The sequence below is a fragment of the Capnocytophaga sp. oral taxon 329 str. F0087 genome (genome assembly GCF_000213295.2).
GTDB classification, from domain to species: Bacteria; Bacteroidota; Bacteroidia; order Flavobacteriales; family Flavobacteriaceae; genus Capnocytophaga; species Capnocytophaga leadbetteri_A.
This window is the reverse complement of sequence record NZ_KN390011.1, coordinates 1,332-16,980: the sequence shown is the minus strand read 5'-3', so window position 1 is coordinate 16,980 and position 15,649 is coordinate 1,332. Positions and strand designations below refer to the sequence as shown.

The following is a 15,649-nucleotide window of genomic DNA, read 5'->3' as shown; positions in this document are numbered from 1 at the left end:
GTGCATAAAGGCAGTTTTTCTCAAAACAGAGGCACACCACAGCAAGTACTCTTCAAAAGCCCTGTAAAGGCGCGCTACGTGCGTTTTACCGCCCTAAGCGAGCAGTACGGACAAGACTTTGCCAGTGGTGCTGAGTTTGGATTGATAGCAGAATAGAGATTAGTCGCTAGTAGTTAGTCGTTAGCCGTTAGAAATGAGTCGTTAAGTAAGCGACACCCTTCTAACGGCTAACGACTAATTTTTAGCGACAAACTTGCTAATTTAGCAATTAATTGTTACTTTTGCCTCGAACTTAATAGCTAAAAATAAAAATACAAATGGAAAAAATCTTTAACAGTTTATTATTTAAAGTATTCTGCGGTATCGGATTGGGTATATTATTAGGCAACTATGCGCCTGACTGGCTATATCGCATTCTCATTACTTTTAAATCATTATTTGCAAACTTCCTCAACTTCTCTATTCCGCTGATTATGATAGGGCTTATTATGCCCTCTATTGGCGATTTAGAAAAAAATGCTGGTAAGCTACTCGCCATCACAGTAGTGATTGCCTATGGGTTTACCCTCTTTTCAGGGTTCTCTACTTATTTCATAGGAGATGCTCTCTTCAGTTCTCTATTAGAAAACGAACAAATAGGCACTTTGGAAGACCACAGCCGGTCACTCCCCCCCTATTTTACAATCGATATGCCGCCTATCTTTGATGTAATGACGGCACTCTTACTCTCTTTTATCGTAGGAATTGGACTCTCAGTACGCGAAGCTCCCGTACTTACTAATGTAGTTAAAGAATTTGGCGATATAGTGAAGTGGCTTATTACTAAAGCTATCATACCCGTATTGCCCTACTATATTATGACGATTTTTGCGGAAATAACTTTTAGCGGACAAGTAGCTTCAGTAATGGTAGTGTTCTTTAAACTCATTATTATCCTCTTTATTATGCACATAGTGCTGCTGCTATTGCAATATATTTTCGCAGGGCTTATCTCTGGTAAAAATCCGATTAAATCATTAGGCACTATGCTGCCTGCTTACGCTACGGCATTGGGTACGCAATCGTCGGCAGCTACTATACCAGTAACTTTGCGCCAGTCGCTTAAATTAGGTATTTCGCAACGCATTGCTGGCTTTGTTATTCCGCTCTGCGCTACTATTCACCTATCGGGTAGTACAATGAAGATAACCGCTTGTGCTCTTGCGCTAATGATGCTGCAAGGCACTCCATACGATTTTAGTATGTTTGCAGGCTTTATAATGATGCTGGGTATTATTATGGTAGCGGCACCTGGGGTACCTGGTGGTGCGATTATGGCGGCATTGGGGGTACTACACTCTATGTTAGGCTTCGACGAGAACCAACAGGCGCTAATGGTAGCCCTCTATATAGCTATGGATAGCTTCGGTACTGCTTGCAACGTAACAGGTGACGGGGCTGTAGCTCTGATAGTAGATAAGATAGCTAAAAGACCGCAAACAGCTGACGAAGATTAGCCCTTGCGGCGCAACCGTTTGTTAAAGCGATTGACATTCATTTCTGACGGTATTTCCTCCCCTTCAAATACCGCTTTATATAATACTTGGGCACACAGAGGCGCATTGAGCACGCCGCGTGTGCCCAAGCCATTTAATACCCATAAGTGCGGATAAAGTGGGTGTGCCCCCACCAAAGGACGTCTATCGCCTACAGTAGGGCGTATAGCCGCTTGGTGCGATATGATTTCATAAGGAGAATCCGTCATCTTATGCAGTTTTTCGAGCAGTTCGGCACGTCCTGCCTCGGTAATAGTGTCGGTAAGGTCTTCGGGGTCGTAAGTAGCTCCTACGCGGTAAATATCGGCCCCCATACTGATAATAGAGCCGTCGCTTTTGAAGATAGCTTGTAGCTGTAGGTCGGGAGCTTTGATAGTAAGGCTCTCGCCCTTGCACGGACGCATAGGCAAAGAATTAAAATACGGATTTTTGCTAATACCACAGCCTTCGCAGAAGACAATATGCTGAGCTGTTACCCCCTGATAAGCCACGAAGTCAGGCTGTATATCGAGGGCTGAGTAGTCGAAAGAATGAAAGTGGTATACCCCCGCCTCTTGCCAAGAGCGCAGACTGAGCTGTATATAACGCTCAATATCTAAGCGCCCTGTATGTAGCACCTCGCCTAATAGGTAAGGAGCAGGCAACGCCTCAGAAGGGGTAGTGCGTAAGGTAGTGCTCAGGTAGTGTTGGAGTATGGGCGTATCGGAAGCTGCAAACCAATTGTTTTGCTCTTCTACAGAAGCGAACTTGCGCAGTACCGGCAAACTAATGCGCAAAGGTTGCCCCATTGTAGCCTCTATATTGTCATAAAAACGATTGGCGCACGCCATAATCTCTTCTGCTTTCCAAATAGGGGTAAAACGCTTTAACACTACCGGATTATAGACCCCTCCAGCTATTAAGCTCGCTACCTGAGAGCGGTCGGATAGTAAGCAGAAGCTTTTGCCGTGCTGCTCAAGCAAATGAGCGAAACTAACGCCTGCTAATCCTGCCCCTACAATTATAAAGTCAAACATCTTCTTCTTTCTTTTTGAATGCAAAGGTAATAATTTAATTGTGAATGATTAACTTAACAATAAAAAACTGCCTGAGAGCTAAAACCTCTCAGGCAGTTTTTTTATTAATTGTTTAAGACTATTTGCTTCTAACTTTTTGTTCCCATTTCCAAGCTGAAAGCATCGCATCGTCTAAGGTCGATTTAGCTTCCCAACCCAATACGTGGTTTGCTCTATCAGTATTAGCATAAGCAGCTGTTACGTCACCTGCACGACGAGCTACTATTTGGTAGTTTAGCTTCTTGCCTGATACTCGCTCAAAACTTTGTATTACCTCTAACACGCTGCTGCCTTTGCCTGTACCGATATTAAATACCTCGTAATTCTCAGCATTCTTATCGTTTAAGAGACGTTGTAACGCAATAACGTGTGCTTTTGCCAAATCGACTACGTGTATATAGTCACGAATACAAGTGCCATCAGGAGTTGGATAATCATCACCAAATACCGATAGTTTTTCGCGCAAGCCTATAGCTGTCTGGGTGATATAAGGCACTAAGTTCTGAGGTACGCCCAAAGGCAACTCGCCTATTTCGGCTGAAGGGTGTGCCCCTATAGGGTTGAAATAGCGCAAAGCAATAGCATTTAACTGAGGCGTTACGCGGCAGGTATCGCTAATAATCTCTTCTGAAATCTGCTTAGTATTGCCATAAGGCGACTCTGCTTTTTTCACAGGAGCATCTTCGGTGATAGGTAACTTATCAGCTTGCCCATATACGGTACAAGACGAACTAAAGATAAAGTGCGCCTTTTTCAGCTTGCTGAGTTCTTCTAACAGATAAATAAGGCTGGTGAGGTTGTTGTTGTAATAAAGCAAAGGTTTTTCTACGCTCTCGCCCACAGCTTTAGAGGCAGCAAAGTGTATAAGCCCCTCTACATCAGTATGGCGACGGAAGAAATCTTGTACATCTGCCTTATCTCTAAGGTCAAACTTCTCAAACAGCGGTTTTTTACCTGTTATTTTAGTGATGTGCTCTAATACACTCTCTTGCGCATTAGATAGGTTATCGATGATAACCACCTCAAAACCTGCATTTTGCAATTCTACTACGGTGTGCGAGCCTATAAAGCCCAACCCACCCGTTACTACTATCTTTTTCATTTTTATATGTGTTGGTATTTGTTTGTCGTTAAGTATATGGCTAAAGTCCTTGCTTCATCTTTATAAGATTTTTCTTTATCTCCTCTTTCTGCTCAGCATTGCCATCTTCATCTTGGCTCAACAGACTTACCGCCTTCTCTTCAGTAGCAACAGCCTCTTTCTTATCGCCGTGAGCAAACATCAAGTGAGCAAGCGTATCAAGGTAATAAGGACTCTTAGGCTCTAACTGCACGGCTGCCTTTGCCCATCGATAAGCCTCTGCCATAAGGGCTTTACTATTAGGCTGGTCTTCATATACCTTCCAAGCTATATTATTAGCGCGATTGGCAAAGAGCATCTTATAATAACGCCAGCTGTTCTCTGGATTATTATTGGTAAAATCGTTATCGAGGGCAGCTATTAGGTTAGCATCGGTAGCCATTAGGTTTTTGAAGTAAGTATCAAAAGCCATAGCAGCATCAGTAGTCAAATCTTGATTATAAAGAAAGTCAATATAATCTAAAGACGAAAGAGCGCCATTTTTAATCCCTTCAGCATAGGCTTTTTTCACCTCTGGCAGGGTAGCCTTGTCGAGGTCGTAGCAAGCCTTTAGAGTGCGTTCTACCGCAGCGGTATTAAATGCTATATACCCTCTATCAATGCGTTGTATATAGGTATAGTCGCCAATATCTTTAAGGGCATCATTATGAGCTTTTATCTCTTTGAAAAACCTTAAGAGGTAAGCTCCTGCTTCAAGGTCAGTTGTAGTAGGCTCATAATTTAAGTAGAAAGTTTTAGTGAAAAAATTATCATTTATCTCTACATTAAGCGATGCCAATAGCGCGAAATCAGTATCGAGCTTAGCGTCTGCCTTATGCGCAGCGACTACACGCTTCCATTGGGCGATAAGCTGCTCTGGAGTAAGCTGCAAACGATATAAGTTTTCAGGTTTTTTGTAGTAAGTGATAAGGTTTTCTAATTGGTAGTCTATTGTAGCCTGTTTATCTTCATCAGTTTCTACATCACCAGTTTTAGGGCGTTTGGCTAAGAGCAATTGCACATCAGGGTCTTGAGTGTAATTAGAGAGTGCTATTAAGACCTTTACAACCTCTTTTAGCGGTGCTTTAGGATTGCTGAGTACTCTATCGGCTAAACTTGCTTTAGCTGCTGTGCGCAACAGACCGGTATGGTTGTACTCCAATGTTTCATCAGCTAACACTTGCGCTATGGTAGCCGGTTCGTGGTAAATCACCTCTCCTTCAGAGGTCAGAATGATAAGCTGGTCTTCGTTAGTGAGCCCTTTAGCTTTCAAACTTTTTAGCTCTTTAGCTGTCGCTAAGTAAAGTTCAAAGAGGTAAGGGTCAGTCAGCACTGTCTCCCCGTTCTGCTCATACCATTCAAATAGCTCTTTAAATTCGTTAGTAGCATTCTTGTTGTTAGGCTGATAAAGCAGCGCTACCAATCGATTATTTTTCTTAGCTGCTGCAAGGGCTGCACTAAGGCTATTAGCCTGTTTTAAGGTACTAAGGGCTTTCTTCTCTGGGTTAAATTCAGGTATATCTTTCTCTTCGTCAAAAGCAATAAGATGCTTCCACTGCTTTACCTTTTCGGTAGCTACAGGTTGCAATGCCTGCGCATCAACAGCCAACACTTTGCTAAATACTATAGGATTAGACGAGAGTGATTTATCATTGAGGGTAAGCGTTTGCTTTTCAGGGTTATAGGTTGCTTGCAACTCATTTCTAACCGAATTTTCTGTATCAAAAGTAATTTCTACTCCGCTAGTATTTTTACCAACAAGATATTCTTCAATAATTACGGCAGCCTTTTTATCGCCTGTAATAGCTACACCATAAGCATTCACAAGGTAAAGATTATCCGTGCGCGGTATTTCTATCGTATAATCATCTTGCCCTTGCAGTTTGTTATACGCACTTTCGTACACGATTTCTCCTTTGCTGTTTTTGTAGCCTATATACAAGAAACGAGGGTCGAACATATTTATATCAGCCTCTTTAAACGTAAGGGTCAGCTGGTCTGTTGTACCTTGCGTTTTCACTACCCTAAAGCTATTACCGGTGCCAAACTGCAAACTAATATTCTTATCTTTTGCGGTATAAGTACCCGTAGCCATCAGCGCATCTACCGTATTATCAGCATTGATGCGAAGCTGAAACTGTCGCGCTTCTTTTGATTTGTATACCCCGATAAGGTCAGACGGCTGTGCTACTGCCACCAAAGGGAATAATGCACAAAGTGTAAGTATCTTGTTCATATTGATTTGTCAATTTGCTAATTTACTAATTGTCTAATCGACTCATTAGCTCATCTTTTAGTTTTTGTATGCCTTTGCCCGAAACCGACGAGATAAACAGATAAGGCACTTTCAGCTTAGCAGCCAATTCCTTATCTATAGCAGCCGTCAGTTCCTCATCAAGCATATCCGATTTAGAGATTGCCACCAACCGCTGTTTGTCCAAAAGTTCAGGATTATACTTCTTGAGCTCATTCAGCAGTATCTCATACTCTGCTACTATATCATTAGCATCAGCGGGAATGAGAAACAGCAATAGCGAGTTGCGCTCAATATGTCGCAAGAAGAAATGCCCCAATCCTTTGCCTTCAGCTGCCCCCTCTATAATACCAGGGATATCAGCCATTACAAACGATTGAAAGTCGCGGTTTTCTACAATGCCCAAGTTAGGTTTGAGGGTAGTAAAAGGATAATCGCCAATTTTAGGTTTAGCAGAAGTGATAACTGATAGTAGCGTCGATTTACCCGCATTAGGGAAGCCCACCAATCCTACATCGGCAAGCACTTTCAGCTCTAACAACAGCTCGCGCTCCTCACCTGGCAACCCTGGTTGTGCATAGCGTGGTGTCTGGTTAGTAGCCGTCCTAAAATGCCAATTGCCTAAGCCCCCTTTGCCACCGCGTAAGGCGATAACCTCTTGCCCGTCTTCGGTGATTTCAAAAAGAACTTCTTCCGTCTCTGCATCTTTTACGATGGTGCCCAGCGGCACTTCTAAGTAAATATCCTTGCCATCAGCCCCAAAACTGCGGTTAGCCCCTCCTGCCTCGCCGTGTTCAGCGCGAAAGTGCTTCTGAAATTTGAAGTGTATGAGCGTCCATAGGTGCTTATTACCTTTTAGGATAATATGCCCCCCACGACCCCCATCGCCTCCATCAGGACCTCCTTTGGGTACAAACTTCTCGCGGTGCAGGTGCATAGAGCCTGCACCACCGTTGCCCGATGCCGCGTATATCTTTACGTAATCTGTAAAATTACCTTCCGTCATTATTGGGCTTTTATTTGGTCAATAGCCTTAGATAAGCGTACAGTAATCTCTTCTACTGTACCAATACCATCTACAGCGTGATATTTGCCTTGTGCTTTATAATAAGCGATAAGCGGAGCAGTCTTTTCGTTGTATTCTACAAAACGATTTTTTATCTTTTCTTCATCTTGGTCATCAGCGCGTCCGCTCACTTTACCACGCTCTACAATACGTTTTATAAGCACCTCATCATCAGCTTCTAAGGCAAGTGTACCGTGTATGCGCATTCCTTTAGATGTCAAGAAAGCATCAAGAGCTTCAGCCTGTGCTATCGTACGTGGGAACCCATCAAAAAGGAAGCCTTCAGCGTTAGGATTCTTTTCTACTTCCTCTTGAAGCATCTGTATAGTCACCTCATCAGGCACAAGATCGCCTTTTTCGATGTATGATTGTGCTAATTTACCTAATTTCGTCTCGTTTTTGATATTGAAACGGAAAATATCGCCGGTAGAGATATGCACTAAGTTGTATTTGTCTTTCAAAAAAGCGGCTTGAGTGCCTTTGCCAGCACCTGGTTTGCCAAAAAGTACTAAATTTGTCATTGTTATAGAGGTGTTTAATTGATATACTTGTGGTAAGTTACGCCCTACCTCGTCAAAATCTAAGCCATAGCCTACGATAAAGCGGTTAGGGATAGGCTTGCCCACGTAGTCTATTTTGAAGTCTTTTTTGTAGGCATCAGGTTTGAAAAATAGGGTAGCGATTCTAAACGATTTCACTTTTTTATCTTTGAAGATACGGTATATTTCTTCTAGTGTATTACCGGTATCTACTATATCTTCCAGTATTACCACGTCGCGCCCTTCTACCGAACCTGATAGACCAATAAGTTCGTGTACCTTTCCGGTAGACTGGGTGCCTTCATAAGAAGACATTTTTACGAAAGAAATCTCGCATTCGCCTTTGTAATGTCTCACGAAGTCGGCAGCGAACATAAACGAACCATTAAGGACAGCAACAAACACAGGTCGCGACTCTCCTAAGTCTTGATAGACCTCAGCGGCCATACGGGCATTAATTTCATCAAGTTGCTGAGCACTGATATACGGCTCAAAAGTTTTATCGTGTATTTTTATAAGTTCCATTATATAATTATTAATGGTTATTTGTAAATGGTTAAAAACTAATTCTTATTTTGGCAATACTAAATTTATAATGGGAGTTAAACTTTATATCCAATAGATTTGGTATGATATACAAGTATAATATTCGTGTATATTGCCCATCACGTCTCCCCCTTTTGAAGGGGGCAGGGGGGATGTTTGTATAAAAACAAATTCCATTATAAATTTAGTATAGGCCTTATTTTTTGGCAAAAGTAATCATTTTTTTACAAACCAGCAAACTTCCCAATCCCTACGGCAAAGTAGCTCCCACCGCTATATCGCAACGGTGACCGGGTTGTCCGTGTGGCGGATTAGGTTTCCCTGAGAAGCCGGGTTCTGTCGTGCCCGTATGCTGTTGTGCCTGCTGAGGGTCTATCACCACCTGCTGTTGCACTACTTGCGGTTGTTGGGCAGGAGCGGCTGTAGTAGCCGCTGCAGGCTTGCTGTTGAGTGGGGCTCCTACCGGTATATCACAACGGTGACCAGGTTGTCCGTGTGGCGGATTGAGCTTTTCACCATTAGCCCCTACATAATTCTGAGGCTGCGATACTTGTATCACTTGCGGCTGCTCCATTCCATTCGACACTACGGGCATCGCCTCCCCCTGACTTACGGGGTGACTTACATTTTGGGCTTGAGCTATCACGTTGCCGTCATTAGGCAGAGGAGCTCCTACTGCTATATCGCAACGGTGACCAGGTTGTCCGTGTGGCGGATTGAGTGTCACCCCACCTCCTTGCGAAGTAGCAGGAGTTGAAAGTGCTGTCCCTTGGTCAAACGGATTAGCGTCTTTTGTCTTATCGCGTTGTTCTTCAGCCAACTGAGTATTAGCCATAGCATCTTCAGCTACGGTTATTTCTTGCGGATTATTTTTGCACCCAATAAGTGCCACCGCCGAAAGAGCTATAAAAAATTGTATTTTCATTGTAGATAATAATTTCGGCAAAACTACAACATAATTTGCTAATTAGCAAATTTGCTAATCGACTAATCAGCTAATTGATAGTATCGTACCCAATCGATATACATAGCCACAGGCTTATCAAAAGGCTTAACGGCTCCTACCCAGTTGCCGCCGAGCTGCATATCTATAAGCAGATAATAAGGTCTAACAAAAGGGTACTGACCTTTGTCTTGCTGATCTTTCAGATAAGGGTACAAAAGCGTCTGCACCCCATTCACATACAAACGCACACTTTCAGCATCCCATTCCACCGCATATACGTTGTAATCATTAGCATTGATTTTAGCAGTGCTACCACTTTTAGGGTTTTGTTTGCTCACGTTTTTAGTGTATGAAGTATGGAGCGTTTGATAGACAAAATCATCGTAATTCAGATGCTCCATAATATCTATTTCGCCTCCTGTAGGCCATTTGCCCTCTTTAGGGAGCATCCATATTGCAGGCCACGCCCCTTGAGTCGATTCCAGCTTACAGCGCACCTCTAGCCTACCTGTCTCAAAATACTTTTTATTAATAGTATAGACCCCTCCAGTGATATACTCCGATGGGTCTGCCTTTAGGTCAGTATTCATTTTGCCGTATAGTATAAGGTTACCCTCTTTTATGTCGTACAGACTAGGGTCATCGCTCATTGTATTGCGCCAATCTATCTTCTCATTGCGCGATATTTTAGACCATATCCCTGTAGCGAAAATATCATCTCGATCAAAATTATCTTCCCATACCAATTGCCATTGTTTGCTCACAGACTGTTCTACTTTAGGTTTCTGAGGTTCTTGAAGTTTCTTTTCCTCTTGCGCAACCTTATAGCAAGCATTGCCTAATACAAAGGCACTTAATAATAAAAAACTAATTTTCATTGCTATTATGATTTGTTAATATTCTTCTTCTGGCTACACTCATTTGCTCTCTTACGCCACCTTTTTGCAAAAACACCTCTTGTTGTTTTTCTATTAATCGCCGAAGTAAAAAAGTAGTTTGGTTAATAAGAGTAATGCAAAGATTTGCTAAAGACGCATCATCATATTTAGGCAGCAAAGACGGATAAAGTTCAAAGATTTCCTTACTCGAAGCAAAAGTGCGAACCTTATCATAGCGAGGGTGTCCTATATGCCATTGTTCTTTATTTCTAACTCTCAAATAGTCTTCATAATCTATGAGTAGTTCCTCAAGACTTGCTTTAGCCACGTTAGTAAGTTTTATTTCAGTTTCAATCGAAGTAGTCGAAGCCTTACTTCCTTCAGCAATATTTTGTTTGCCAGAGCGAGCAGCTTGCAGCATTTGGTCTATAGTACGGTCACCTTTAGTAAGAAAATGTTGAGTGAAGTAAAAAGTAATATCATAAATTACCTCTGCTTTTTGGTAAGCATACAAAGATCTGTATCCTCCTTTCAATTTCAAAAAAGTTGTCATTATTTTGTTTTTAGTTTGTTATTATAGAGCACAAAGTTAGTATTTTTTTCGATACAACGGCCTATTCCCTCTATTTTTTTATCCCACTCGTCCCACCTGTCCCACCTGTCTCACCTGTCCCACCTGTCTCACCTGTCCCACCTGTCTCACCTGTCCCACTTGTCTCACCCGTCCCACTCGTCCCACCTGTCCCATAATCGCCCGTGCGGCTCGCACTCCCACCTGTCCTACCTGTCCTACAATCGCCGGTGCGGCTCACACTCCCACCAAAAAAAACTTTGCCAAAGGTCATAACAAATATGCTATAACCTTTGGCAAAGTTAAAATACTAATTGGGTAATTCTCTAAACTTCTACCATCCAGGGTTTTGTCTGTAGCCTACTAACTGAAGTTGGTCGGTAGGTAGCGGATATAAATATTGTTTATCATTCCAAACACGGCCAGTTAGAGGAAGTGAAGGATACATTATCAAATAGTTATTGCTATCTACAGGTAGATTAGCTACTCCCGATCTGGCAGGGTATAGTGCTTTTAGGGCAGGAGTAAGTTTCATACCTCTGATAGTTTTAGGATTTTCTATCAATTTTCCTGCTTTCCAACGCATTATATCATCAAAACGGAAACCTTCTCCTATTAATTCAATACGGCGTTCTCTGCGAATTTCGTATAGTAGAGGGGTTACTGTATAGCCGTAGTTATCGGCATTAGCATCTGCACTCACTGTAGTGGTTAGGTGTGGCATACCCACACGGTCTCTTAGCTTGTTGATGCTGATATCCAAATCACCTTGACTCAAAGTTCCTAATTCATATTTAGCTTCTGCGTAGTTTAACAGTATTTCTGCGTAACGGAATATGAATAAATCCAAATCACTTTGCTGAGCTATCCATTGTTCTGGGTCGCTTGAGCGTCCTTTTATAAACCAATAACCAGAACTTGTTTGTCCACTACCTACAGCAGGTAGGGTTACTACTTGTTGTCTTGTAGGGTCAGGATTTTCTGTCCATACAAATCCTGGGGTAGCAACTGTCTGTGCATAGCGAGGGTCGCGGTTAGCAGCTTCACCTGCAGGAGTGCTATCATCATAAGTAAATGAAGTACCACTAATAGGCTTACCATCAGTAAATAGGTAATTTTCCATAAAGTCTTTGCTACAGCCGGTACTATTTTCACCCGCAGTACGAGTATAACCGTGGGTACCTATCCCTTGTATATAGGTGCGTGCCATTATAGCCTCGCTATTAGTAGAAAGGTCTTTTTGTATAAACAAATTACGATAATCCTTAGTCGGATTTCCAGTGCTGTACACTCTATATCTGCCTGAGTTTATAAGCGCTTGCGAAGCATCTGCTGCTGCTTGTAGCCAGCTTGTCTCATCTCCTAATCCGTGATATTTCCTAAAAGTACCTTCCCATAGCGCTATTCTCGATTTTAGAGCTAAAGCAGCATCTTTATGTAGGCGTCCAGCTTCTGCCGATGCTTTTGCAGGCAAATGTTGTACCGCAAAGTCCAAGTCTTCTAATACTTTCTCCATCACTTGCTTATGTGGCACTCTAGGACCGTAGATAATAGGCGAAGCGTCGTTTACCTTAGTCAAAACCAAAGGCACATCACCAAAGGTCTTTACTTTATCCCAATAGTACAATGCTCTGAAGAAACGCACTTCTGCTGCAAATTGTTCTTTGTGCAAACCTGTTGAGCGGCTGTAGTTGTCTAAGAAAAAGTTACAGTTATAAATACCGTTCCAATCTCCTGTAGACCAACCTCCTCCTGAAGCAGGTACTGTATAGTTTCCTGCCAAAAAGGTATTCACATTTCGGGGCACCATATTGTCAGAGTCGCCATCGTTATAGATAAGAATTTGCACTGGCAAACTACCGTAAAAACGATTGGCAAAAATCTTCAAGTCATTATCTGTGTTGAAGTACCCCTTTTCGTTAAATGAATCAGGTGGATACTTATCCAAAAAATCGTCATTCTTGCAAGCGGTTTGGCTTAAGGTCGCCAACAAAATACCCGCAAATACTATGTGTTTATATAGATTTTTCATTGTTTATGTTTTTTATGTTTAGTACTAAAAACGTGCTTGTAAGCCTAACGTTACGATACGGTTGATAGGATAATCTTGCGATAGCAACTCTGGGTCGTATGATTTAAGTAGCTTAGTCCATTCCCAAAGGTTCTGACCTGTCACAAACAAACGCAAATTGTCTATTCCTATACGGCCCATTACATCTTTCGGTAGTGTATAACCTATAGTTACTTGTTTAAGGCGTATATACGAAGCATCTTGCATATAGCGTGTTTGAGTATTCATATTACCTCCACCAAAACGCAAACGTGGGTAATAAGCATCTCTGTTATCAGGTGTCCAGTGGTCTAACTGATTAGTAGCAGGTACATCCCATTCGTTAGTAAAGCCCCAGAAATAAGCACCTCCAAGTACCGCATCGCGTTTGCCTACTCCTTGGAAGAAGACTGTAAAGTCGATGTTCTTAAACTCACCTCCTAAATTCAAACCAAATGTATAGCGCGCTTGCGAATTACCGATAATTTTTCTATCACCAGGGTTATCTAACGTATTATTACCCCAGTCAATTTTGTTGTTACCATCTAGGTCTTTATACTTCACGTCTCCCGCTAACCATTTGTAGTTCCCTAATTTCGAATTGTCTACAGCAGCTGCTTCAGCGTCTGTTTGATACAAACCTTCTGTTTCATAACCCCAAATTTCTCCTATCTCTCTACCTACGTAGTAATGACCCAAATCGTTAGTAGGGTTAAGATCGTATTTGGTGATAAACGAACGGCTATCTGCTAAGTTGAAAGATACGTTATATTTAAAGTCTTCTCCTATTTTGTCTTTCCATCCTAATACTAACTCAAAACCTTTAGTTTCTAGGTCAGCTGCGTTGCGCTGAGGAGCTCCTGTACCCAATACCGCTGGTAGAGGGATACCACTTACTAACATTCCATTAGTATTACGAATATAGTAGTCAAATGACCCTGTAAGGCGGTTGTCAAAGAAGCCAAAGTCTACCCCAAAGTTACGAGTCGCTACTTCTTCCCAAGTAAAGTTATTACTTACTAAGCCAGGAGCTGAAACGTATGGCAATTGTTGGGTACCAAATATATAACCTGTTTTAGTACCATATCCCATTGTAGGTAGATAAGGGTAAAGTGCTGACACTTGTTGGTTAGGCAGTTTACCGTATGAAGCTCTTAGTTTCAAATCGCTTACAATGGTATTGATAGGTTCAAAGAATTTCTCTTTAGAAATACGCCAACCCAAAGATGCTGACGGACTAAATACATAACGGCTTTCACGGCTAAAGCGTGATGAACCATCATATCTACCATTTACCTCTACCAAATATTTTTGGTCAAATACATAGTTCAATCTGAAGAAAGAACCTATCAATGCCCAATCGCTTATGCCGCTACCTACTGATGGTTTTTCATCGTTGTTAAGTTTCAAAAACGGATAGTCTTGGTTTACTAAGTTTTTAGTCGATACACTGAATGATTCATTGTGTTTTTCTTCTTGGTTGTACCCCACCATTGCCTTTACATAGTGTTTTTCAGCAAAAGTATTTTCGTACTGAGCGTAAATATTGGCTGCCTGATACAAATCGTGACTATTGTTTTCTGACACTCTCGAAGGGTTATTGTGTGGGTAATAACCCAAATCAGTTGCTTTCAGAGGGTCGTAAATGCTTGTGCCATCAGTAGGAGCTCCGTATTCTTTAAATTGCTTTACAAAGCTCTTACCGTTGTAGTGATACGGATTCCAAGTGTAATCACCTACTATTTTCACGTGTTTAATAGGGGTGAGGGTAAAGCCACTAGTTATCCAAATATCATCTGATTTATAAGTGCTTCTACCACCTGTAGCTATTACCGCAAAAGGGTTAGTAAAGTTTCCTTGTCCTGAGAAATGACCATCAGGGTGATATACAGGCATCAATGGTTTTACGTCTGTAGCAAAACGTTCTGGCGAGAAACCTAAACCAACATCTGAAGGCTGGTTGTTATCTTTGTGATTGATGGCAGATTTTAAGTGAAGTGATAACCACTTAGTAATATCAGTATTTAAGCTAAGGGTTACGTTGTAACGTTCAAATTTTTGTTTAGCGGCTTTAAATAGCCCATCTTGGCTAAACATACCTACTGAAGCCAAGTAAGTAGTCTTTTCACTACCTCCTGAAAGAGATACGTTGTGCTGTGCTTGCGGAGCCCAACCTGGGAACATCTCTTTCACCCAATTGGTATTGCCCACATATCTGTATTTTTTAGGGTCATTAGGGTCAGGATATACTGAATTGGCAGGAGTCGGATTGTTCAAATAAGCCTGTGCTTTTTCAAGGTCTGTTTGAGTGAAGTTTTGAGACCCTGTTCTACCTCCTGATATTCTTCCTGTATTATCTGCCTCCATATACATTTTTAGATAGTCTACAGAGTTTACTAAGTCAGGCAATCTGGTAGGTCTTGTGATAGAGTAGTCGGTAGAGATATTTATCTGCATAGGAGTACTCTTTTTACCTTTTTTAGTAGTGATAAGCACCACCCCAAAAGCAGCACGTCCTCCGTAAATAGCCGCTGAAGCAGCATCTTTTAGTACAGTTACGTTCTCTACATCATTAGGGTTGATTTGGTTAGGGTCCATTTGTACTCCATCTACTAACACTAATGGCGAACCACCGTTAATAGAGGTAAAACCCCTAATATTAAATGAAGAGCCAGCCCCTGGACGACCGTTAGAAGTGCTGATGTTCAAGTTCGGAATAACCCCTTGTAGTCCTTGTCCTATAGTAGTAAGCGGACGGCTTTCAAGTACTTTAGCATCTACAGTCGCTATAGCTCCTGTTAAGTTTTCCTTTTTCTGAGTACCATACCCTACAACCACTACTTCAGTAAGTTCTTGGGTACTTTCTTTTAGTACTACACTAAGTGAGTAACTTTTACCCCCCCCCTACAACTTTTTTAGTTTGGGTAGTATAGCCTACTGAACTAAATTCAAGTACATCACCGGCTTTAGCCTGCAATTCATACTTACCATCAATGTCAGTCGAGGTACCGTGGGTAGTGCCTTTCACCACTACTGAAACCCCTGGCATCGGTAGTTTGCTTTCATCAGTAACTGTCCCTTTTACTGAT

General features: G+C 41.9%; 13 protein-coding genes. 1 reads left to right on the top strand and 12 read right to left on the bottom strand.

The window, feature by feature from the left end; all coding sequences use genetic code 11:
• The first annotated feature begins 317 nt into the window (after positions 1-317).
• Entirely contained in the window at positions 318-1,496 is a 1,179-nt protein-coding gene (locus HMPREF9074_RS07205; RefSeq protein WP_009390076.1) for a dicarboxylate/amino acid:cation symporter, read from the top strand.
• Here the strand turns inward: HMPREF9074_RS07205 and HMPREF9074_RS07200 are convergent.
• From HMPREF9074_RS07200 to HMPREF9074_RS12705, 12 genes are all read right to left on the bottom strand, one after another.
• Entirely contained in the window at positions 1,493-2,551 is a 1,059-nt protein-coding gene (locus tag HMPREF9074_RS07200; RefSeq protein ID WP_009390074.1) for an NAD(P)/FAD-dependent oxidoreductase, read from the bottom strand. The two genes, HMPREF9074_RS07205 and HMPREF9074_RS07200, sit on opposite strands and share 4 nt — an antisense overlap.
• A gap of 118 nt (positions 2,552-2,669) precedes the next feature.
• Positions 2,670-3,692: a UDP-glucose 4-epimerase GalE gene (galE, locus tag HMPREF9074_RS07195; protein ID WP_009390072.1), complete on the bottom strand. Its 1,023-nt coding sequence runs from the start codon at positions 3,690-3,692 to the stop codon at positions 2,670-2,672.
• Between the two features lie 40 nt (positions 3,693-3,732).
• Entirely contained in the window at positions 3,733-5,946 is a 2,214-nt protein-coding gene (locus HMPREF9074_RS07190; RefSeq protein ID WP_009390069.1) for a hypothetical protein, read from the bottom strand.
• Between the two features lie 25 nt (positions 5,947-5,971).
• A complete protein-coding gene (gene obgE / locus HMPREF9074_RS07185) occupies positions 5,972-6,970 on the bottom strand; it encodes a GTPase ObgE (protein WP_009390067.1) in 999 nt (332 codons plus the stop codon).
• The gene (locus HMPREF9074_RS11910; protein ID WP_009390066.1) at positions 6,970-8,094 is read right to left on the bottom strand and encodes an adenylate kinase; all 1,125 of its coding nucleotides are present in this window, start codon (positions 8,092-8,094) and stop codon (positions 6,970-6,972) included. Before HMPREF9074_RS11910 ends, obgE begins: the two co-directional genes overlap by 1 nt.
• A gap of 271 nt (positions 8,095-8,365) precedes the next feature.
• Positions 8,366-9,040 carry a hypothetical protein gene (locus HMPREF9074_RS07175; RefSeq protein ID WP_034540129.1) on the bottom strand — a complete coding sequence of 225 codons (675 nt, stop codon included), beginning with the start codon at positions 9,038-9,040 and terminating at the stop codon, positions 8,366-8,368.
• A 62-nt stretch (positions 9,041-9,102) separates the two neighbouring features.
• Positions 9,103-9,939, bottom strand: coding sequence for a glycoside hydrolase family 16 protein (locus HMPREF9074_RS07170; protein WP_009390062.1), 837 nt, complete (start codon positions 9,937-9,939; stop codon positions 9,103-9,105).
• Complete coding sequence (locus HMPREF9074_RS07165; RefSeq protein ID WP_009390061.1) at positions 9,929-10,492, bottom strand: four helix bundle suffix domain-containing protein; 564 nt, start codon at positions 10,490-10,492, stop codon at positions 9,929-9,931. The genes HMPREF9074_RS07170 and HMPREF9074_RS07165 overlap by 11 nt, the downstream gene beginning before the upstream one ends.
• A 70-nt stretch (positions 10,493-10,562) precedes the next feature.
• Complete coding sequence (locus HMPREF9074_RS11780) at positions 10,563-10,784, bottom strand: hypothetical protein (protein WP_009390060.1); 222 nt, start codon at positions 10,782-10,784, stop codon at positions 10,563-10,565.
• A 60-nt stretch (positions 10,785-10,844) separates the two neighbouring features.
• Complete coding sequence (locus HMPREF9074_RS07160) at positions 10,845-12,542, bottom strand: RagB/SusD family nutrient uptake outer membrane protein (RefSeq protein ID WP_009390059.1); 1,698 nt, start codon at positions 12,540-12,542, stop codon at positions 10,845-10,847.
• A 24-nt stretch (positions 12,543-12,566) separates the two neighbouring features.
• Positions 12,567-15,398: a SusC/RagA family TonB-linked outer membrane protein gene (locus HMPREF9074_RS07155; protein WP_009390058.1), complete on the bottom strand. Its 2,832-nt coding sequence runs from the start codon at positions 15,396-15,398 to the stop codon at positions 12,567-12,569.
• A gap of 55 nt (positions 15,399-15,453) precedes the next feature.
• The coding region (locus HMPREF9074_RS12705) for a carboxypeptidase-like regulatory domain-containing protein (protein WP_084063428.1) at positions 15,454-15,649 on the bottom strand (196 nt) is incomplete at its 5' end.

Excerpts from the sequence above, each read along its gene's own strand:
- HMPREF9074_RS07205 (WP_009390076.1), top strand. The coding sequence starts at position 318 with ATGGAAAAAATCTTTAACAGTTTATTATTTAAAGTATTCTGCGGTATC.
- HMPREF9074_RS07200 (WP_009390074.1), bottom strand. The coding sequence starts at position 2,551 with ATGTTTGACTTTATAATTGTAGGGGCAGGATTAGCAGGCGTTAGTTTC.
- galE (WP_009390072.1), bottom strand. The coding sequence starts at position 3,692 with ATGAAAAAGATAGTAGTAACGGGTGGGTTGGGCTTTATAGGCTCGCAC.
- HMPREF9074_RS07190 (WP_009390069.1), bottom strand. The coding sequence starts at position 5,946 with ATGAACAAGATACTTACACTTTGTGCATTATTCCCTTTGGTGGCAGTA.
- obgE (WP_009390067.1), bottom strand. The coding sequence starts at position 6,970 with ATGACGGAAGGTAATTTTACAGATTACGTAAAGATATACGCGGCATCG.
- HMPREF9074_RS11910 (WP_009390066.1), bottom strand. The coding sequence starts at position 8,094 with ATGGAACTTATAAAAATACACGATAAAACTTTTGAGCCGTATATCAGT.
- HMPREF9074_RS07175 (WP_034540129.1), bottom strand. The coding sequence starts at position 9,040 with ATGAAAATACAATTTTTTATAGCTCTTTCGGCGGTGGCACTTATTGGG.
- HMPREF9074_RS07170 (WP_009390062.1), bottom strand. The coding sequence starts at position 9,939 with ATGAAAATTAGTTTTTTATTATTAAGTGCCTTTGTATTAGGCAATGCT.
- HMPREF9074_RS07165 (WP_009390061.1), bottom strand. The coding sequence starts at position 10,492 with ATGACAACTTTTTTGAAATTGAAAGGAGGATACAGATCTTTGTATGCT.
- HMPREF9074_RS11780 (WP_009390060.1), bottom strand. The coding sequence starts at position 10,784 with ATGACCTTTGGCAAAGTTTTTTTTGGTGGGAGTGTGAGCCGCACCGGC.
- HMPREF9074_RS07160 (WP_009390059.1), bottom strand. The coding sequence starts at position 12,542 with ATGAAAAATCTATATAAACACATAGTATTTGCGGGTATTTTGTTGGCG.